An 18,767-nucleotide genomic window follows, 5' to 3' on the forward strand; every position below is an offset into this window, starting at 1 on the left:
ATCAGAAGGTAGTTCCCTCCAGATGACTGATCAGACACGTCCGTTGCGCGTTGCGATCGTGGGTGCCGGCCCCGCCGGTATCTACGCAGCCGACGCTCTCATGAAATCCGATGCCGCGTCTGACGGCGGGATCAGCATCGACCTCTTCGAGCGGATGCCTGCCCCCTTCGGTCTGATCCGGTACGGCGTCGCACCCGACCACCCGCGCATCAAGGGCATCATCACCGCCCTGCACAAGGTGCTCGACAAGCCGTCGGTGCGCCTGCTGGGCAACATCGACTACGGCAGCGACATCACCCTCGAAGACCTGCACAATTTCTACGACGCGGTGATCTTCTCCACCGGCGCCAACGCCGACCGTGCCCTGAACATCCCGGGCATCGAACTCGACGGCAGCTACGGCGCCGCCGACTTCGTCTCCTGGTACGACGGCCACCCCGACGTCCCGCGCACCTGGCCCCTCGAGGCCGAGAAGGTCGCCGTCCTCGGTGTCGGCAACGTCGCCCTCGACATCGCCCGCGTCCTCGCCAAGACCGGCGACGAACTGCTGCCCACGGAGATCCCCGCCAACGTCTACGAGGGACTCAAGGCCAACAAGGCCGTCGAGGTCCACGTGTTCGGCCGCCGCGGACCGGCGCAGGCCAAGTTCACCCCCCTCGAGCTGCGTGAACTCGACCACTCCCCGACGATCGAGGTCATCGTCGATCCCGAGGACATCGACTACGACGAGGGCTCCGAGCAGGCGCGCCGCAACTCCAAGCAGGTCGACATGGTCGCCAACACCCTGCAGGACTGGGCCATCCGCGACGTGGGCAACCGTCCGCACAAGCTGTTCCTGCACTTCTTCGAATCGCCCACCGAGGTGCTCGGCGAAGACGGCAAGGTCGTCGGCCTGCGCACCGAGCGCACCCAGCTCGACGGCACCGGCAACGTCAAGGGCACCGGCAAGTTCAACGACTGGGACGTGCAGGCCGTGTACCGCGCGGTGGGCTACCTGTCGCAGAACATCGCCAAGCTCCCGTTCGACGAGCAGGCAGGCACCGTCCCGAACGAGGCCGGACGCGTCATCGCCGACGACACCGCCGAGGGCAACGACCGGTTCATGCCCGCCACCTACGTCACCGGCTGGATCAAGCGCGGCCCGGTCGGCCTGATCGGCCACACCAAGGGCGACGCGAACGAGACCGTCGCGAACCTGCTCGAGGACCGGTCCGGCTTCGCCGAGCCCGCCAACCCGTCCGAGGACGCGATCATCGAGTTCCTCGAGGGCAAGCAGGTCCCGTACACCACATGGCAGGGCTGGTACCGCCTCGATGCGCACGAGCGCAGCCTCGGCGAGCCCGAGGGCCGTGAGCGGATCAAGGTCGTCGAGCGCGAGGACATGCTCAAGGCCAGCGAGCCCGACAAGGCCTGATCTTCCGAATCGGTGTGAAGGGAACCTCCTGCGGGGGTTCCCTTCCGTCGTCTCAGGCCAGGTGTGACGACAGCGCCCGCAACGCCGTGAGCAGTTCCCCGGCGGACATCGCGTGGTCGGGGTCGACCAGCCACTGCTCCGCGACGCCGAGCAGCAGCGCCTGGTAGAGAGCGCCCAGAGTGTGTGCCCGGCCGGGCTCGATGCCCGCGTCACCGAAGAGTTCGACCAGCCCTTCGCGGGCGTCGGCGGTCGACGCCACCAGGTTCTTTCTCAACTCCGGCAGGGAGTCCAGGTGCCCGAGCAGTTCGAACTGCAGCATCCACAACCGACGATGGGCGGTGAACGACTCGATGACACCGGTCCAGATGGCTTCGAATCGTTCGGTCGGACTCATGCCGGGTTCGATCTTCTTCGCGGCGGCCGTCGCGAGGTCGTCACCCCAGCGCTCCATCTCCCGGTACAGGGCGGCGTGGAGCAGCGCCTCCTTGGTGCCGAAGTGATAGCCGATCGCCGCGAGGCTCACCCCGGAGGCCGACGCGATGTCCCGGGCAGTCGTCCGCGAGTAGCCCTTGTCGTACAGGCTGCGCGCGGCACCGTCGATCAGGTCTTCGCGATTTCCCATGACCTCACCCTAAAGAGTCTGAGACGTATGTGTAGGACGCTTGTACCAGCACTCGCGCACCGCTCCGCCACGCAGCGTGTCCCCCGCACAAGGCAGGATATAAGTCGTGTTTGACGCCCATGTTCACATCATCGACCCCCGGTTCCCGGTGGTCGAGAACCACGGCTACTTGCCGGAGCCGTTCACCATCGCCGACTACCGGGCGCGCACGGAAGGCTTCGGTGTGGACGGCGGCGCCGTCGTCACGGCCTCGTATCAGGGCACCGATCAGAACTACCTGAAGGCGGCGCTCGAGGAACTCGGCCCCAGCTGGGTGGGCGTCACCCAGATGGAGCCCGACGCCACCGACGAGAGCATCCTCGAACTCGACAGCGCCGGGGTGCGGGCCCTCCGATTCAATCTCCGGCGCAGCGCGACCGACGTGAAGCTCCTCACCAAACAGGCCCTGCGCGCATACGAGCTGGCCGGCTGGCACGCCGAGTTCTACGTGGACGCCACGCTGCTGCTGTCGCTCGAGCCGGTGTTCGCGAAGCTCCCCGCCGTGTGCATCGACCACCTGGGGATGTCGACACGGGGTCTGCCGTACCTGCTCGACCTGGTCGACCGCGGAGTTCGGGTGAAGGCCACCGGGTTCGGGCGGACCACCATCGAGGACGTCGGCGACGTGCTGCGCAAGATCCATGCCGTCAACCCCGAGGCGCTGATGTTCGGCACCGACCTTCCGGGTAGTCGTTCCCGAAGAGTGTTCCAGGACAGCGACATCGACATCGTCGCGGATGCGGTGGGCGACGACTTCGACGCCGTCATGGGCGGCAACGCACGCGCCTGGTACCGCTGCGACGCTCCCGGAGGAACCTGCTAGCACGCAGGACCCGCGTCAACAGCCTTCCATCTGCACGCCGTTCATCGACACCATGTCGGCCACCGGCGGCGTCTGTGGCTGCGCCACCAGCCACGTGTTGTAGTTCTGCATCTCGTCGCAGTCCAGCTGTTCGCGGCGTTCCTGCCGCCGCTCACGCTGCCGATCGTCCATCTGGTCGTCGTTCCGGTCGACCGCGATGGCACCGGTGCTCGATCCGTTGGCCTGCCGTTCGAGCCCCCGGACGCCATCGGCGGTCATGATCCAGCCGAGGGTGTAATCGGCGCCGTCGTGGTTGGTGGTTGCGCGGAACATGCCTTCCTCCGCAGCGGCCGGGTGGGCCACGAACGCCTTGTCGGGCATGCCCGGCGCGCTGACCTGCCCCGTCACGGTGCCGTCACTCATCGACGCGGTGAGTGTGGCTCCGTCCGGCGAAGACAACGTCGCCTTGTCGCCGTCCATGGTGCCGGTCATCCACCTCCACATCTGATCACCGTCGCACAGGAAGGCGATCATGTCGTCCCCGGACCGGGCCAGCGCGACGTACGCGTCGGATCCGTCGACCGCACCGACGTAGGTCGGCTCCATCTGCGGGGTCATCACGAAAGGTGACGGAACCTTCTCCATCATGTTCGACGCGGGCGCCGCTTCGCCGCTGCTCGTGGCGGCCGCGCTGGTCGTGCTCGGCGCCGCCGAGTCGGACGAGTCGTCGCCGCAGCCGCTCAGGGAGAGGGCCACGGCAGCGAGGGGCACCAGGATCCAGGTCGTCTTCTTGTTCACGGCGTATTCCTCCGCTGGCCGGGAAGATCAACATCCGCATTTCATCATCGCAGGTGGAGGGCGCTTCTGGATACCCCTCCGCGACGATTTCGAACGACCTACGTCGCGACCACCGCTGCCAGCCACACACCCGAGGCGATCAGGGCGCCGAGCAGTTCGATCAGCATCGACAGTCCGACGGCCTTGCAGGCGTGCCACGTCGACACCCACGCCCGGTTGTGCGCGCGCAACCGGTAGAGCTCGGCCACATACGTTCCCGCGATGAAACCGAGGAACAACCCCACCACGGGAACGACGAAGAACCCCACGATCCCGGCCAGTCCGCCGACGATCAACGACCTGCCGGTAACCCCGGCGGTGCGCATCCGTTTACCGGGCCAGGTGTATTTGACGACGCCGCTGATCACGAGGAACACCGTTGCGACCGCGAACACCGTCCACGCCGTCGCGCCACCGGTCATGATGGCCCACACCAGGATTGCCGCGAAGATGAGGATCGTGCCGGGCAGGATCGGGATGACGATTCCGACGAGCCCGATGACGACGGCCAGGCCGACGAGGAGTTCGGCGCCCGGACTCACGCGACGGGCTCGACGCGGGACGCCGCCTCCCGCGCACGGCTGCGCGCGGTCTCGACGTCCGGTCCCGTGGACACGGCGACACCCATCCGCCTGCGCACGAAGCTCTCGGGCTTGCCGAACAGGCGGAGGTCCGTCTCGGGGACCGCCATCGCGTCGGCGACGCCGTCGAAGCCGATACCGGTGGCGTCGACGCCGCCGTAGATCACCGCGGACGCACCGGGTGTCGTGAGGGTGGTGTCGACGGGCAGGCCGAGAATGGCGCGGGCATGCAGTTCGAATTCCGAGAGTCGTTGTGTCCGAAGGGTGACCAACCCAGTGTCGTGCGGTCGCGGACTGACCTCCGAGAAGTAGACGTCGTCGCCCTTCACGAACAGTTCCACACCGAAGATCCCGCGCCCACCCAGCGCTGCGGTCACCTTCTCGGCCACCTCCCGCGACCGGGCGAGTGCCGCGTCGCTCATCGGTTGCGGCTGCCACGACTCCACGTAATCGCCCGAGTCCTGCAGATGCCCGATGGGCTCGCAGAAGAAGGTGCCCACCTCGCCGTCGGCGCCGATTGCCCGGACGGTGAGCTGGGTGATTTCGTAGTCGAAGTCGACGAACCCCTCCACGATGACGCGGCCGTAATTGATGCGGCCGCCCGCGAGCGCGTACTCCCAGGCCGTCTCGACGCCGCCGGTGTCGCGCACCGTGGACTGCCCCTTTCCGGACGACGACATCACCGGCTTGATCACGCAGGGAAAGCCGATCCGCTCGGTGGCCGCCCGGACCTCCTCGAGCGATTCGGCGAACTCGTAGGGCGACGTCGGCAGCCCCAGCTCCTCCGCCGCGAGGCGCCGGATCCCCTCGCGGTTCATGGTCAGCTGCGTCGCCCGTGCGGTGGGGATGACCACCGCGGTGCCGCGCTCCTCGACCGTGGCCAGCGCATCGGTGGCGATCGCCTCGATCTCGGGGACCACGAAGTGGGGTCGCTCCTCCTCGACGAGACGCAACAGCGCCTCCGGGTCGCTCATGTCGATCGTGTGCGCGCGGTGCGCCACCTGGTGGCCCGGCGCGTTGTCGTAGCGGTCGACGGCGATCACCTCGACCCCCAGCCGTTGGAGGGCGATGATCACTTCCTTGCCCAGCTCACCCGACCCGAGCAGCATCACGCGCGTCGCGCCTGCCGTCAGAGGTGTACCGAACCGTACGGGTGCCTGTTCACGCATGGTCACAACTATATGCGGGCACCGTTTCGCGCCGACGCCTACTTCAGCAGTCGCGACATCCGGCGGTCGGCGAGCACCTTGCCTCCGGTCTGACACGTCGCGCAGTACTGAAAAGACTTCTCCGCGAACGACACTTCCCGGATGGTGTCGCCGCAGACGGGACAGGGGAGGCCGGTCCGGGCGTGCACCCGCATCCCGGATCGCTTCTCCCCCTTCAGCCGCGCCGCGTCCTGGCCGAGCGACCTCTGGACGGCGTCGCTCAACACGGACCGCATCGCGTCGTACAGCACGTGCACCTGGTCTTCCGGCAGGGTGCGGGACGTGGCGAACGGGGAAATCTTTGCGGTGTGCAGGATTTCGTCGGAGTACGCGTTACCGACGCCGGCGAGCAGCGACTGGTCGACGAGCGCATTCTTGATACGCGCCGACGTGGTGGACAGCAGTGCGGCGAACTCGGGTTCGGTGACGGCGAGGGCGTCGGGTCCGAGCCGGGCAATCCCCTCCACCTCCTGCGGGTCGTGCACCACCCACACCGCGAGCCGTTTCTTGGTGCCCGCCTCGGTGAGGTCGAACGCCGGCGTCGCGCCCTCCGGGGTGAAGAAGTGCACCCGCAGCGCCAGCGGACCCTTCCCCGGTTTCGGCGGCGCCGCCGACGGGTTGTCGGTCCAGCGCAACCAGCCCCCACGCGAGAGGTGGGTGACGAGCCACAACCCGGAACAGTCGAGCGCGAGGTGCTTGCCGAACCGGGCCGCACCCGTCACGTCGCGGCCCTGCAGGCCGGTGATCGGGGGGTCGAACGTCTTGAGCACGCTCAGGGCCGCCACGTCCACTCGGCCGACGACCGCTCCCACGGCATGTTCACGCAGGAACTCGGCTAACGCCTCCACCTCGGGCAGCTCGGGCATGGTCCCAGGCTAACGGTAGCGGAGCGCCGAAGTGTGGTCCTCCACGCTTTCTCACTCACCTGCGGAGGAGATAGGTGTCCATGATCCAGCCCTTGCGTTCGCGCAATTCGGCGCGAACCCGCTGGATCTCGTCCTCGACGTCGCGCAGTCGACCGGAGATCAGCACCTCGTCGGGTGTGCCGAGGTAGGCGCCCCACCAGATCAGGACGTCGTCGCCGGCGACCTGGGTGAACGTGCAATGGGCGTCGAGCATGACCACCGCGTTGTCGACGCCGTCGGGCAGACCCTCGGCCAGTCGCCTGCCGGTCGTGATGTGCACCGGTTCGCCGATCCGGTTGAGCACGATGCGGTGCTGCGCGGCCAGCGACTGCACGCTGGTGACGCCCGGAATCACCGAGTAGTCGAACGACACGTTGCCCCGGGCGAGCACCCGCTCGACGATCCGCAGCGTGCTGTCGTAGAGAGAGGGATCACCCCACACCAGGATCGCCCCGACCCCCGGCTCGGACGCGAACTCGGCCTCGAACAGCGCCGCCCGGCGCTCGTGCCAGTCGTCCACCACGCCCTCGTAGTCGGACGGCGTGCGGTCGCGGGGCGGATCGACGACGTCCACGACGCGGTACGGGCCGGCGACGTGCTCCTCGAGGATCGTGGTGCGGAGATCGACGAGGTCCTGCTTCTCGTCGCCCTTGCCGATGACGAAGAACACATCGGCCTTGTTCATCGCCTTGATCGCCTGGACCGTCACCTGGTCGGGGTCGCCGGCGCCGATGCCGATCACGAAGAGTTCACGCATGGGCGAAGGCTAGCGCTCGTGAGTGCGCAAGGAGTCCAGGGACCCGCAAACCACTCACGGGCGGCGGAGCCGCCTAAACTGGACGCCGTGACTGTGCCGACCCCGTACGAAGACCTGCTCCGACTCGTCATGGACACGGGTACCCCGAAGGCAGACCGCACCGGGACCGGCACGAAGAGCGTCTTCGGTCATCAGATGCGCTGGAACCTCGCGGACGGGTTTCCGCTGATCACCACGAAGAAGGTGCACCTCAAGTCGATCGTCTACGAACTGTTGTGGTTCCTGCGCGGCGATTCCAACGTGAAGTGGCTCCAGGACAACGGTGTCACGATCTGGGACGAGTGGGCGGACGCGGACGGCGAACTGGGCCCGGTGTACGGCGTGCAGTGGCGCAGCTGGCCGACCCCGTCGGGCGAGCACATCGATCAGATCGCCCAGACCATCGAGACGCTGAAGTCGAACCCGGACTCGCGTCGCATCATCGTGTCGGCGTGGAACGTCGGCGACATCCCGCAGATGGCGCTGGCGCCGTGCCATGCGTTCTTCCAGTTCTACGTCGCGGACGGCAAGCTGTCGTGCCAGCTGTACCAGCGCAGCGCCGACCTGTTCCTGGGGGTGCCGTTCAACATCGCGAGCTACGCGCTCCTCACCCACATGGTGGCGCAGCAGGCCGGGCTCGAACCGGGCGACTTCATCTGGACGGGCGGCGACTGCCACATCTACGACAATCACGTCGACCAGGTCACCGAGCAGTTGAGCCGGGAGCCGTTGCCGTACCCCACGCTGAAGTTGAACAAGCGGGAGTCGATCTTCGACTACACCTTCGAGGACGTGGAGATCGTCGACTACCGGCACCACCCCGCCATCAAGGCGCCGGTGGCCGTCTAGTGGCGGCGCGGCAGGTCAAGCTGGTCTGGGCCCAGGGCGTCGGCGGCGTCATCGGCCTCGACAACACGATCCCGTGGCACGTCCCCGAGGACATGGCGTATTTCAAGCAGGTGACGCAGGGTCACCCGGTGATCATGGGCCGCAGGACGTGGGACTCGCTGCCGCCGAGGTTCCGGCCCCTGCCCGGGCGGCGCAACATCGTGATCAGCCGTCAGCCCGACTGGACTGCGGAGGGCGCCGAGTCCGCCGACGGGCTCGGCTCCGCGCTCGCGCTCACCGACGAGGACGTCTGCGTCATCGGCGGCGCCCAGATCTACACGGCGGCAATGCCGTTCGCCACCCAACTGCTGGTCTCCGAGATCGACGTCACGATCGACGGCGACGCCTGGGCACCCCCGATCGACGACTCCTGGCACGCGCAGGACACCGGTGAGTGGCTCACGTCGGCGAAGAACGGCACCCGGTACCGGTGGATCACCTACACGCGAGCATTACCTGCGAGGTAATTGAGAGCATTCGGCTTCGGCGCGAGTCTGAGTGACGTACCCGTTCACTCGTCTCACGTGAGGACCGCCGACATGATCGCCGCACTCGAAACCCGCACCGCTCTCTCCCCACTGCGCCTCGCCCTCCGCGTCGACGCCGTCGTCACCGGCGCCAACGGCGTCGCCTACCTCGCCGCCGCCACCGTGCTCGACGACGTCCTCGGCCCGACCGCCGGCTTCCTGCGTGCCATCGGCGTCTTCCTGCTCGTCTTCACCGCCGGGGTGTGGGCGGTGAGCGTGCCCGACCGTCCCTCGCGGGCCGCGGTGGAGGCCGTCGTCGTCGCGAACGTCGTCTGGGTGGGCGCGAGCGTGGCCCTGGTGCTCACGGAGTGGCAGCACCTCACCACCGTCGGCGTCGTCTGGGTGCTGCTGCAGGCAGTGGTGGTCGGCGCGTTCGCGGCAGCCCAGGGCTGGGCCGTCACCCGGCGCTGACCGGCCCCCCTTTGCCGCCGCACCGTTACCCCATTCGACGGGTGACGGTGCGCGCAGTGGTTCATACTCACCTCATGGACAAGAAGTCACTGACCGCCCTTGCCCGTCAGCAACTGAAGTTGGCAGGCGGGACGTCCAGCGGCCGTAGTTCGCAGACCGTGTACGGCGGGCATCGGCGCAGCCTCCGACAGACCGTCATCGCCTTGGCCGCGGGTCAGAAGATGGCCGAACACGAGAGCCCGGGCGAGGCCACGCTGTTCATTCTCAGCGGCAAACTGAACCTCGTGTCCGGCGAGGACTCGTGGAAGGGTTCCACCGGCGACCTGCTGGTCCTTCCGACCGATCGGCACAGCGTCGAGGCGATCGAGGACGTCGCGTTCCTGCTCACCGTCGCCATGTGACGGTCGTGCTCGATCGTGTCGAGGAGTCCGTTCGAAGCCTGAACCCGGGTTACTTCGCGATCGTGATGGCCAGCGGCATCATCTCGGTGGGCATGAAGCTGGGCGGGTTCGACCTGATATCTGGGTGATCGGGCGTCACGTCGCGAACAAGGTTCCGGTGCGCTACGACGCCACCGTGTGGAGCATCGTCTTCCCACTCGGCATGTCCGCGGTCGCCGGCATCTACCTGGGGCGTGCGGACCATCTTCCACTCGTCGGTATCGTCGGTAGTGCCGAACTGTGGTGTGCATTCACCGTGTGGTGCGTGGCGTTCGTCGTCATGGTGGTGCATCTCCGGCGGTCGGTGGTGCATGTCGGACCGGCAACAGCGAAGACGCAGGAGAACGCGTGACCGAATCCCAGCCCGTGATCGAGGTGTCCGTCGCCGCGGCGCCGTCGGTGGTGTGGCCTGCCCTGCGCGACCCGGAGCTGATCCGGCGCTGGCACGGCTGGGACTACGCCGGCCTGGCCGACGAGATCAGGGAAATTTACTTCGACGACGTGAAAGAGGACGCCGCCGCCTTCACTCTGGCCCTCAACGGCGCCGACAGGTTCAGCCTCCACGAGCACGAGGGCACCACGCTGGTGCGGATCACCCGCCCGCCCCGAAGCGGCGACCCCGCCGCCGACGACTGGTACGACGACGTCACCGAGGGCTGGACCACGTTCCTGCAGTTCCTCAAGTTCGGCATCGAGCGGCACGGACTCGACGAGCGTCGCACGCTGTTCCTCGAAGGCCCGGTCGCGGAGGGTGATTCGGCGCGGCACCTGCTCGGCCTCGACAAACTCGAGGGCATGGCGGTCGGCGATCATTTCACCGTGGTCGCCGAGACGGGCGATCTGCTGCACGGGGTCGTGTGTTTCGTGGGCGAACACCAGACAGCGGTGAGTGTCGACGACCTCGGCCCGGGACTGTTGCAGTTCGGCGAGCAGCCCGTCAACGCGGCACGCCCCAACGGCGGTGCGCAGATCCTGCTGGCGGCCTACGACCTGGACGACGAGGAGTGGGCCGAACTCGAAGAGCGCTGGAGAGAGTGGTGGCAGGCCCGGCCGGGAGCCGGACCTGCCACCTGAGTTCTCGAAACGGTCAGGCGAGCACGGTGCCCAGCGTGGGCCACCAGATCGTGCTCTTGACGACGTTCGGTCCCACCTGATGGTTCAGCGAGCCGTACACCGCCGCCACGACCAGACCGCTGCCGAGCCCGGCGACCGGCGGCGAGGAGACGACCGTGGGAACCGCGACGTTGTTCTGGTCCAGCTTCACGATGCCGCTGGCACCGGTGGCGAAGCTGTAGTAGACGACGTCGAGTTCGGCGCCGGTCTGGTCGTTCGCGATGACGCCCGGTCCGCCGAAGAATCCGAAGCGGAACTGGTTGCTCATGTTGGTCGCCACGCCCGCGCCGTACAGCTGTCCGAGGACCGGACCGCCCTGCCCGGTGTCGGAGTACGCGGGGATCTGGAAGATCTGGCCCGGGAGGGCGATGTTCGTTGCCGCGGTGTCGGTCGGCGACGCGGCGAGTCGCTCGAGGGCGGCTTCGGCCTCGGGGTTACCGGCGGCGACGGTGCGCAGCGTCGCGATCGCGGTGGCCGGATCGACGACGGGGGCGGAATCTGCGGGCTGCGCCGACACGACACCGGTGAACATCATCGTCGCTGCCACTGCAGCGGTCAGACCTGCCGCGACCCGTCGTCCGAAGTGCCGTCGATTCATTCTTCTTCTCCCTCGTCACGTCAATGGGTAAGCATTAGTTCGAATGAGTAAACACTCGAGCCCTTATCGACGCCGCGGTTCGCGGCGTTACGCCGTCCCCCGACCTATGCTGCAGACATGGGATCGGACGGTGGGCACCAGGCGAGGATCAGTGAGTTTCGGGAGGGGCTCGCCGACGTGATCCCCACCCGCCGAAGTCTGCAGCGACTGTTCGAGGCGGTCCTCGTGGTCGGGTCGGGACTCGAACTGGATTCCACCCTTCAACGCATCGTCACTTCCGCCACGTCCCTCCTCGACGCCCGGTACGGCGCGCTCGGCGTCCACGCCCCCGACGGGGGGCTTTCGGAGTTCGTCTACGAGGGCATCACGCCGGAAGAGCGCGCGCACATGGGCCATCTGCCCGAAGGCCTCGGTCTGCTGGGACTGCTGATCCACGACCCCCGCCCGGTGCGCCTCGCCAACCTGGCCGATCACCCGGGGTCGATCGGCTTCCCGCCCGATCATCCACCGATGAAGAGCTTTCTGGGCATGCCGATCATGATGCGGGGCAAGGTTTTCGGAAGTATCTATCTCACCGAGAAACTCAGCGGACCCGAGTTCACCGACGAGGACGAGGTGATCCTTCGTGCGCTCGCGACCTCGGCAGGCGTGGCGGTGGAGAATTCGCGGCTGTTCGAGGAATCGCGGACGCGGGAGCGGTGGTTGACGGCCGTCGCGGCGATCACGTCCCGGCTGATGGTCGGCGGATCACTCGACGAAACACTCCACACACTCGCCGCCGAGGTACGCGAACTGTCCAGCGGCGACGAGGTCTTCATCGTCGTCACGCTCGGCGAGGGCGCGGTGGTCGGCGCGGACAGCACGGTGCGGCCGCTTCGCAACAGCTTCCGAATCGCCACCCAGGCCGAGCCGTTCGCCGAGGTGCTGCGCTCCCGCACTCCCGCACTGCTGACGGGTCTCGACGGTCTCGAGCCGTTCTCCGCCGAGGCGGGCCGGGCCGCGGTGCTGCCGTTGTCGACGGCGTCGGGGGTCGGCGGGGTCCTGGTGGTCACGGCGCGCGGCAACACCGCGTGGGATCCGGACGAGGTCGCCCGACTCGAATCGGTGGCCGACCTGGCTGCTGTCGCGGTGGAATTCTCCGATCAGCAGAGCAAGCAACGCCTGCTGTCGGTGCTCGCCGACCGCGACCGTATCGCGCGCGACTTGCACGACAACGTCATTCAGCGATTGTTCGCCACCGGCATGAGCCTGCAGAGCACGCACGCGGTCGGGGACGTTCCGGACGGCGTGCGCTCCATCGTGGCCACCGCGGTCGAGCAACTCGATCGGACGGTGCGCGAGATCCGCACCACCATCTTCGATCTGCAGGCCACCGGCATCGCGTCCGCGACCAGTCTGCGCCGTCGCCTCCTCGACGTGATCGGCGACCTCACCTCCCAGTCACCGATCGCGCCGAACGTCCAGTTCTCCGGCGCCATCGACACTCTCGTGCCCAGCCGCATTCACCAGCACGCGGAGGCGGTGCTGCGGGAAGCCCTGAGCAATGCGCTGCGGCACGCGCGGGCCACCACCATCGACATCTCGGTGGTCGCTGGGGACGACCTCACCGTCACGGTCGCGGACGACGGCATCGGGATCGCCGACGGCGCCCGGCGCAGCGGACTGGACAACCTCGATCGGCGCGCCGAGCACTGCGGCGGCGTCTGCACCGTCGACGCCGAGGGTGGCGGAACCGTCGTCACCTGGCGGGTTCCGTTGACGTGAGAAAGAATTCAGCGCTGGTTGCGTAATTCGGTGGCCAGCACGGCGGCCTGCGTGCGTCGTTGCATCCCGAGTTTGGACAACAGCCGCGACACATAGTTCTTGATCGTCTTCTCGGCGAGGAAGAGCCGCTCGGCGATCTCCCGGTTGGTGAGCCCCTCGCCGATCAACTCGAACACGGCGCGTTCCTGCTCGGACAGTTCCGCCAGGGGGTCTTCCCGGCGCGCGGACCTGATCCGGTTCATCAGCGCCGACGTCGCCCTGCTGTCGAGCAGCGAACCGCCCTCCCCCACCGTCCGCACGGCGGCAACCAGGTCGGTGCCGAGGATCTGTTTGAGGACGAATCCGGACGCGCCTGCCATGATGGCGTCGAACAGCGCCTCGTCGTCGGAGTACGACGTGAGCATCAGGCACCGCAGTTCGGGCAGGGCCGTGCGGAGGTCCCGGCACAGTTCGACGCCGTTCCCGTCGGGCAACCGGACGTCGAGCACGGCGACGTCGGCGCCGCTGCCCGGGATCCGTGCCATCGCCTCGCCGACGGACGCAGCCTCGCCGACCACCTCGAGGTCGGGCACGCTGCCGAGTAGATCGACCAGGCCTCGTCGCACGATCTCGTGGTCGTCGACCAGGAACACCCGCGTGGTCATATTTGCACCTCCACCGTCTTCTCCTCGAACCGTACCGCGCCGGCGACCGGTGCCCACCCCTCCGGGACCTCTCCCTCACGCATTCGGGACCTTCGACCCAAGCGCAGGCGCCGCGGCGCGCGGAAAGCTGAGGTTGCGGGGGAACACCCGGACACCACAAGTGGAGGTCGCGATGAACAGCTGGTCGCTCAGTGACATCGAGGTGGTCTCCCGCGCCATCGTCTCGGCCCCGTCGGTCCACGACACGCAGCCATGGGATCTGCGGCTCGACGGCAGGTGCGCGGAGGTCACGGAGCGTCGTGGATTCACGGACACACCACGCGCCGACCGCCTGATCTCGTGCGGTGCAGGTGTCGCGAACGTGGAACTCGCGTTGCGGGCGCTCGGCAAGAAAATCGAGACCGACCTGCTGCCCGATCCACGCAGGCCCGACCTCGTTGCGTCCGTTCGGGCCGTGGGCACAGCTTCCCCGTCGAGCACCGATCTGAGGCTGTTCTCCGCGATGGCCCGCCGCCGGAGCCATCGAGAAGCGTTCGCCGACATACCGGTTCCCGCGGCAACCATCGCCGACATCGTCGCCGCGGCGGAGACGGAGGGCGTCCGCGCTCGGCTACTCGCCGCGGACGAGGCGCCCGCGCTCGCCGACGTCCTTCTCTATTCCGCCGACCGGGTTCGGCAGGATCCCTGCCACCAGCGCGACCTCTTTCCGTGGACGTCGCACTGGCTGCCGCAGGGCGGTCACGAGTCGGTCGACGCGATCCACACCGTCGTCACCCGCGGCGTCCACGACTCCGCACGGCTCGCCGCAGCCATCGAGAGCGAGACCGTCCTCGTGTTCGTATCGGACACACAGGAGTCGATCGACCTGGTCCGCACCGGCATCGCGGTCGAACGTGCGTGGCTGACCGCCGTCGACGCCCGGCTGGGCGCCTCCATTCTCTCCCACCCGCTTCGCGTCGACGATTCGGCGCGCCGGCTGGCACGTCGACTCGACGTGCCTGGCCATCCACAACTGATCTTGCGAATCGGATACTGACAGAACAGAAACGGAGTGCCCTTGTGAGCCGCGTACTCACGGACCGCGAACTGCTGCACGAACTCGAGGACGTCGCCGAAGACAACGTCAACCGGCACCTCGTCATGGCCAAGGACTGGCATCCCCACGACTACGTCCCGTGGGACGACGGCCGCAACTTCGCGGCGCTGGGCGGCGACGACTGGAATCCGGAGCAGTCCCAGCTCAGCGACACCGCGCGGGCGGCGATGATCACCAATCTGCTGACCGAGGACAATCTGCCGTCCTACCACCGCGAGATCGCCCAGCACTTCTCACTCGACGGCGCCTGGGGCACGTGGGTGGGCAGGTGGACCGCCGAGGAGAACAAGCACTCGATCGTGATGCGGGACTATCTGGTCGTGACGCGAGGGGTCGACCCGGTAGCGCTCGAGCAGGCCCGAATGGACCACATGACCCAGGGCTTCGATCCCGGCGGCGGGTCCATGCTGGATTCGGTGTCGTACGTGACGTTCCAGGAATTGGCCACCCGGGTGTCGCACCGGAACACGGGTAAGGCGTGCGGTGATCCGATCGCGGACCGGATGCTCGCCCGGGTGGCGGCCGACGAGAACCTGCACATGATGTTCTACCGCAACATCGTCGGTGCCGCCCTGGACGTCGCACCCGATCAGGCGATTGCCGCGATCCACAAGGTGGTGACCAACTTCCAGATGCCCGGCGCGGGCATGCACAACTTCCGCCGCAACGCGGTCCTGATCGCGAAGGGCGGCATCTACGACCTCCGCCAGCACCTCGACGACGTCGTCCTGCCCGTGCTCCGCAAGTGGAACATGTTCGAGCGTAACGATTTCGGACCGGACGGTGAACGCTGCCGCGACGAACTCGCGGCGTTCCTGCAGAACCTGGAAGGCAAGGCCGCCCGGTTCGAGGAGTCCCGGGATCGCGCGCTCGCCCGCGAGGCACGCCGCGGCGAACGCGTCGCGGCCCGTTAACGCACCTCGAAGACCGGCGGGTACCGCGACGCGGCGTCGTCGAGTTCGGGCGCCGGAGCCCCCTTCAGGAAGCGGTCGAACATCCCTGCCACGAGGTCGTCGGTCGTGTCGACCACCTCCTGGCGGGGAGCCGTGCCGAGGCTGAAGCCGGCGGGCACGTCCATTCCGGGGGGATCGGGGATCGCCTGCGGGGCGTAATGCTCTGCCCCCAGAACCTGTCACGGCCTTCGGGGCTCTCGGCGTGACGCGAGTTGAGCACGCTGAGCAGTGGGGTGCCGGGATCCTGGGAGACGATCGGGCTCGCCGTGTTCGCGTACAGGAGCGCTCCGTCGACGTTGACGACGGGAAGGGAGCGGGTTTCGCCCGCGGCGAATCCGGCAGGATAGGTGACCGTCACCCGGATGGATCGCGCACGGCCGGGCGTTCATGGATGGTCGCGATCGCGATCCACCAGTTCGAGTGTGCTGACACCGACGTTCGAATCGCGCGCAGGCAGGCGCAGAAAAGTTCCCGTGTCGGCACTCGAACCTCCTCTGCGAAGTCGCGCGAAGGCTACCGCACAGTCGTCGTGATCGGGGGCGCTAGCCTCAATTTTTCGTGCCGTGTGCCTGAGGTGTGGATTTCGGCTGGGATGTGCTGGTGCGGGACAGATATTGGTGTGTGGGTATAAGGGCGCGCCCGATGTCGCTCGGGTGGTGCCCGGTTCCACTGGCCGGGTTGGCTTTCGTGAGTCGTAGGAGCAGGAGGCCGCGGTCAGGTGAAGGCGGCGCGGATGCGATACCACGCTGCGGCGATCGCTTGGGCCCATTGCCAACTCGAATCGATCCGAACCCGGACCGCCCGGGCGCCGCGGGTGATGCGGGCCGCGACGTGCAAGACCCGGTAGCGGAAGGTGTCGATCTCGCAGCGGGCCAGGTCCGGGTGGTCGCCGAAGCCGATCAGCTTCGCCCAGGCGACCAGGTCGGTGGCGGCCAGGACGGTCTCGAGCCAGGCGGCGTTCGCGTCGAATCGCTGACACGGCAGATTCCGCAGCCCGGTCGCCTTGGCCTGCCGGATCCGGTCCTCGACCCGGGCGTGCTGCCGATGCCGCAGTTCGAGTCCGGCCAGTCCACCGGGCACCACTCCTTTCGGCGTGTCGGTGATGAACGCGGTGATCCGGTGCCCGTCGGAATCGGTGAACCGTAGCTGCGCCCCCGGGTGCGGGCGTTCCTTGCGCAGCACCAACCGGGTTCCCTCCGGCCAGGCGTCGAGATCGACCAGATCGGTGGCCTCGGCGACCCAGGCGCCGTCGCGGACCTCGCCGTCGGAGTCGATCGCCGGCACCCAGGTGGCCTTCGCGTTGAGTGTTTCGGTGGCAGCACGGACACGGTCGTCGACGGCGAATCCGAAGGAAAACCCCACCCCCGCGGTTCGGCAGGCGTCGGCGAATCCGTGGGTCGCCCCGGCCGAGTCGCTGCGCACCAGAATCTTCTGCCCGGCAGGGTCGGTCGGATCGGGCCGATACGCCGGTGGCAGCGAGTCCAGTGCCCACCCGAGGACGGTGACGTGGTCGGCTGCGGTGTTGCTTCCCGCATTCCCCGGACGGAGCAACCCGGCCAACGCCTCACCGCCGGCGATGTCGGGCCGGTCCAGAAAGGCCAGCAGCGGGTGGAATCCGTAGGTCTTCTTCCAGGTCGCAGCTGCGTTCTCCTTGTTATCGGAATGGTCGAGGGTGATGGTGGCATCGATGTCGATCCGCAGCCACTCCGCCTTCGGAGCGGCCCCTGCCGCCCACGCCTGCTCCCGGGCCCGGGCACGCGCGGCGCGTATCCCGGGCAGGTGCGCGGCATCGATCCGCTCGTCAACCAGCCGCCACATCGTGGTCGTCGACGCCGACGGACCGAACACATGCTCGCGGCCACCACAACCACGTGCGGCAACGTCCACACAGTCGGCACCGTCGGCGACCGCGGCGGCTAGGTCGGCGAACACCGCACCCGGGGCATGCGCCCATTGCCCGCGGTAGGTATCGGCCAGCACTGCCGTGACCTGCGCGGACAGCCCAGTCAGGTCCGCCATTTCCCGCAGCATCCCCACACCGGCATGCGACACCACACCCCGTCCGTCGGCCGATACTTTCACCCGTGAACCCGCTGCGATACTCTTCACCTGCGAAGTGCCTTCCCGTTGGCATTGTGGAACCGTAGAGAAGTCCCATTATGCCGTGCAGGACAGGCACTTTCGCTTATCTACCCACCCTGATCCGCGCTCCTGCACGAAAAGTTCAGGCTAGCTTTCCGGCCGGACGATCATCACCGGGCAATCCGCGGTGTGGAGCAACGCATTGCTGGTGGAGCCCAGCAGCATTCCCTTGAATCCACCCCGGCCGCGGCTGCCCACGACGATCAGCTGCGCCTTCTCGGCGAACTCGCTGAGCACCCGCACCGGACGATCCCGCGCCACGACGCGTTCGACTGTCACGTCGGGATACCGCTCCTGGTATCCGGCGAGACGCTCCGACAGCACCACCTCTTCACCCGTCTGGATGCTGCTCCACAGCGGGTCCTCCGGGCTGGCGCCGAGCGACGGCTGCACACTGACATCGCTCCACACATTGACCGCGACCAGGCTCGCACCGCGGGCGGCGGCCTGCTCGAACGCCACTTCCACCGCCGCCTTGCTGCTTTCCGAGCCGTCGACGCCGACCACGATCGGCCCCTCCGTGGGCGGCTGCCCGTCCATGGTCCGCCCCCGCACGACCACCAGCGGGCAATGGCCGTGCGCGGCGACCGCGGAGGTGGTGGATCCGACCAGCAGACCGGTGAACTCACCGTGCCCGCGCGAACCGAGCACCACCATGTGCGCGTGCGCGGAGAGCTCGATGAGTGTCTGACTCACCTTGCCCTCGTGCTGTTCGGTGGTGATGTCGAGCGGCTCGTCCACCGTCTGCTTGGCGTGCACCCGCGCACTGCCCAACCGGGCCTTCGCCGTGTCCTCGAGTTCTTCCTTGAAACTCTCGGCCAGGTACGGCTCGGTGTAATAGAAGGCAGGAATGTGCACCACTGTCACGATGTGCAGCGGGAGCGACAGGGCGGCGGCGGCGCGCGCGGCCCACGCCACTGCGGCCGAGGCCGCCTCGGATCCGTCCACACCCACGACGATCGGCTTGATTCCGGTCATGGTCACCTT

23 protein-coding genes are annotated in these 18,767 nt (G+C 67.7%); 12 read left to right on the forward strand and 11 right to left on the reverse strand.

Features of this window, described 5'->3' with window-relative positions; translation table 11 throughout:
* Positions 1 to 22 precede the first annotated feature (22 nt).
* Positions 23 to 1,414: an FAD-dependent oxidoreductase gene (locus tag PSR88_RS11310; protein ID WP_009474907.1), complete on the forward strand. Its 1,392-nt coding sequence runs from the start codon at positions 23 to 25 to the stop codon at positions 1,412 to 1,414.
* A gap of 52 nt (positions 1,415 to 1,466) precedes the next feature.
* Here the strand turns inward: PSR88_RS11310 and PSR88_RS11315 are convergent, their stop codons facing one another.
* Entirely contained in the window at positions 1,467 to 2,036 is a 570-nt protein-coding gene (locus PSR88_RS11315; protein ID WP_016882688.1) for a TetR/AcrR family transcriptional regulator, read from the reverse strand.
* A 106-nt stretch (positions 2,037 to 2,142) separates the two neighbouring features.
* Here PSR88_RS11315 and PSR88_RS11320 point away from each other — a divergent pair, with 106 nt between their 5' ends.
* The gene (locus PSR88_RS11320) at positions 2,143 to 2,898 is read left to right on the forward strand and encodes an amidohydrolase family protein (RefSeq protein WP_011595033.1); all 756 of its coding nucleotides are present in this window, start codon (positions 2,143 to 2,145) and stop codon (positions 2,896 to 2,898) included.
* A 15-nt stretch (positions 2,899 to 2,913) separates the two neighbouring features.
* Here the strand turns inward: PSR88_RS11320 and PSR88_RS11325 are convergent, their stop codons facing one another.
* The 5 genes from PSR88_RS11325 to cobF form a co-directional block, all read right to left on the reverse strand.
* Positions 2,914 to 3,675, reverse strand: coding sequence for a hypothetical protein (locus tag PSR88_RS11325; protein ID WP_016882687.1), 762 nt, complete (start codon positions 3,673 to 3,675; stop codon positions 2,914 to 2,916).
* Positions 3,676 to 3,773: 98 nt separating this feature from the next.
* Positions 3,774 to 4,256 carry a DUF456 domain-containing protein gene (locus PSR88_RS11330; RefSeq protein WP_016882686.1) on the reverse strand — a complete coding sequence of 161 codons (483 nt, stop codon included), beginning with the start codon at positions 4,254 to 4,256 and terminating at the stop codon, positions 3,774 to 3,776.
* The gene (gene purT, locus PSR88_RS11335; protein WP_011595036.1) at positions 4,253 to 5,464 is read right to left on the reverse strand and encodes a formate-dependent phosphoribosylglycinamide formyltransferase; all 1,212 of its coding nucleotides are present in this window, start codon (positions 5,462 to 5,464) and stop codon (positions 4,253 to 4,255) included. The genes PSR88_RS11330 and purT overlap by 4 nt, the downstream gene beginning before the upstream one ends.
* 38 nt (positions 5,465 to 5,502) lie before the next feature.
* Positions 5,503 to 6,369, reverse strand: coding sequence for an Fpg/Nei family DNA glycosylase (locus PSR88_RS11340; RefSeq protein WP_009474913.1), 867 nt, complete (start codon positions 6,367 to 6,369; stop codon positions 5,503 to 5,505).
* A gap of 55 nt (positions 6,370 to 6,424) precedes the next feature.
* Positions 6,425 to 7,165 carry a precorrin-6A synthase (deacetylating) gene (gene cobF, locus PSR88_RS11345; RefSeq protein WP_011595037.1) on the reverse strand — a complete coding sequence of 247 codons (741 nt, stop codon included), beginning with the start codon at positions 7,163 to 7,165 and terminating at the stop codon, positions 6,425 to 6,427.
* Positions 7,166 to 7,294: 129 nt separating this feature from the next.
* Between cobF and PSR88_RS11350 the strand changes: the two genes are divergently transcribed.
* From PSR88_RS11350 to PSR88_RS11380, 7 genes are all read left to right on the forward strand, one after another.
* Positions 7,295 to 8,053 carry a thymidylate synthase gene (locus PSR88_RS11350; protein ID WP_237724091.1) on the forward strand — a complete coding sequence of 253 codons (759 nt, stop codon included), beginning with the start codon at positions 7,295 to 7,297 and terminating at the stop codon, positions 8,051 to 8,053.
* The gene (locus tag PSR88_RS11355) at positions 8,053 to 8,559 is read left to right on the forward strand and encodes a dihydrofolate reductase (RefSeq protein ID WP_009474916.1); all 507 of its coding nucleotides are present in this window, start codon (positions 8,053 to 8,055) and stop codon (positions 8,557 to 8,559) included. Before PSR88_RS11350 ends, PSR88_RS11355 begins: the two co-directional genes overlap by 1 nt.
* A 72-nt stretch (positions 8,560 to 8,631) precedes the next feature.
* A complete protein-coding gene (locus PSR88_RS11360) occupies positions 8,632 to 9,030 on the forward strand; it encodes a hypothetical protein (protein WP_011595039.1) in 399 nt (132 codons plus the stop codon).
* 74 nt (positions 9,031 to 9,104) lie between these two features.
* The gene (locus PSR88_RS11365) at positions 9,105 to 9,431 is read left to right on the forward strand and encodes a cupin domain-containing protein (protein ID WP_005254209.1); all 327 of its coding nucleotides are present in this window, start codon (positions 9,105 to 9,107) and stop codon (positions 9,429 to 9,431) included.
* On the forward strand, positions 9,428 to 9,559 hold the full coding sequence (locus PSR88_RS11370; protein WP_272942755.1) for a hypothetical protein: 132 nt from the start codon (positions 9,428 to 9,430) through the stop codon (positions 9,557 to 9,559). Before PSR88_RS11365 ends, PSR88_RS11370 begins: the two co-directional genes overlap by 4 nt.
* Positions 9,556 to 9,822: a C4-dicarboxylate ABC transporter gene (locus tag PSR88_RS11375; protein WP_029539259.1), complete on the forward strand. Its 267-nt coding sequence runs from the start codon at positions 9,556 to 9,558 to the stop codon at positions 9,820 to 9,822. The genes PSR88_RS11370 and PSR88_RS11375 overlap by 4 nt, the downstream gene beginning before the upstream one ends.
* On the forward strand, positions 9,819 to 10,544 hold the full coding sequence (locus PSR88_RS11380) for an SRPBCC domain-containing protein (protein WP_016882683.1): 726 nt from the start codon (positions 9,819 to 9,821) through the stop codon (positions 10,542 to 10,544). The genes PSR88_RS11375 and PSR88_RS11380 overlap by 4 nt, the downstream gene beginning before the upstream one ends.
* Before the next feature lie 13 nt (positions 10,545 to 10,557).
* On the opposite strand, the gene PSR88_RS11385 is transcribed toward PSR88_RS11380, so the two are convergent.
* Positions 10,558 to 11,181, reverse strand: coding sequence for a hypothetical protein (locus PSR88_RS11385; protein WP_011595042.1), 624 nt, complete (start codon positions 11,179 to 11,181; stop codon positions 10,558 to 10,560).
* Between the two features lie 117 nt (positions 11,182 to 11,298).
* Here PSR88_RS11385 and PSR88_RS11390 point away from each other — a divergent pair, with 117 nt between their 5' ends.
* Positions 11,299 to 12,945, forward strand: coding sequence for a GAF domain-containing sensor histidine kinase (locus PSR88_RS11390; RefSeq protein ID WP_016882682.1), 1,647 nt, complete (start codon positions 11,299 to 11,301; stop codon positions 12,943 to 12,945).
* An 8-nt stretch (positions 12,946 to 12,953) separates the two neighbouring features.
* Here PSR88_RS11390 and PSR88_RS11395 read toward each other — a convergent pair whose 3' ends face one another.
* Positions 12,954 to 13,589, reverse strand: a complete 636-nt coding sequence (locus PSR88_RS11395; RefSeq protein ID WP_009474923.1) for a response regulator transcription factor — start codon at positions 13,587 to 13,589, stop codon at positions 12,954 to 12,956.
* Between the two features lie 172 nt (positions 13,590 to 13,761).
* Here PSR88_RS11395 and PSR88_RS11400 point away from each other — a divergent pair, with 172 nt between their 5' ends.
* Both PSR88_RS11400 and PSR88_RS11405 read left to right on the forward strand, forming a co-directional pair.
* Positions 13,762 to 14,625 (forward strand): nitroreductase family protein, encoded by an 864-nt coding sequence (locus PSR88_RS11400; protein WP_037197031.1) that lies wholly within the window; start codon positions 13,762 to 13,764, stop codon positions 14,623 to 14,625.
* A gap of 23 nt (positions 14,626 to 14,648) precedes the next feature.
* Entirely contained in the window at positions 14,649 to 15,599 is a 951-nt protein-coding gene (locus tag PSR88_RS11405) for an acyl-ACP desaturase (protein ID WP_016882680.1), read from the forward strand.
* Here PSR88_RS11405 and PSR88_RS11410 read toward each other — a convergent pair.
* From PSR88_RS11410 to PSR88_RS11420, 3 genes are all read right to left on the reverse strand, one after another.
* Entirely contained in the window at positions 15,596 to 15,763 is a 168-nt protein-coding gene (locus PSR88_RS11410; RefSeq protein ID WP_016882679.1) for a hypothetical protein, read from the reverse strand. The genes PSR88_RS11405 and PSR88_RS11410 overlap by 4 nt on opposite strands.
* Before the next feature lie 589 nt (positions 15,764 to 16,352).
* Positions 16,353 to 17,747, reverse strand: coding sequence for an IS1380 family transposase (locus PSR88_RS11415; protein ID WP_342338071.1), 1,395 nt, complete (start codon positions 17,745 to 17,747; stop codon positions 16,353 to 16,355).
* Positions 17,748 to 17,867: 120 nt separating this feature from the next.
* Positions 17,868 to 18,758 carry a universal stress protein gene (locus PSR88_RS11420; RefSeq protein WP_009474929.1) on the reverse strand — a complete coding sequence of 297 codons (891 nt, stop codon included), beginning with the start codon at positions 18,756 to 18,758 and terminating at the stop codon, positions 17,868 to 17,870.
* Positions 18,759 to 18,767: the final 9 nt, after the last annotated feature.

The sequence above is a fragment of the Rhodococcus sp. DK176 genome, assembly GCF_038447315.2.
GTDB lineage: Bacteria > Actinomycetota > Actinomycetes > Mycobacteriales > Mycobacteriaceae > Rhodococcus_F > Rhodococcus_F jostii_A.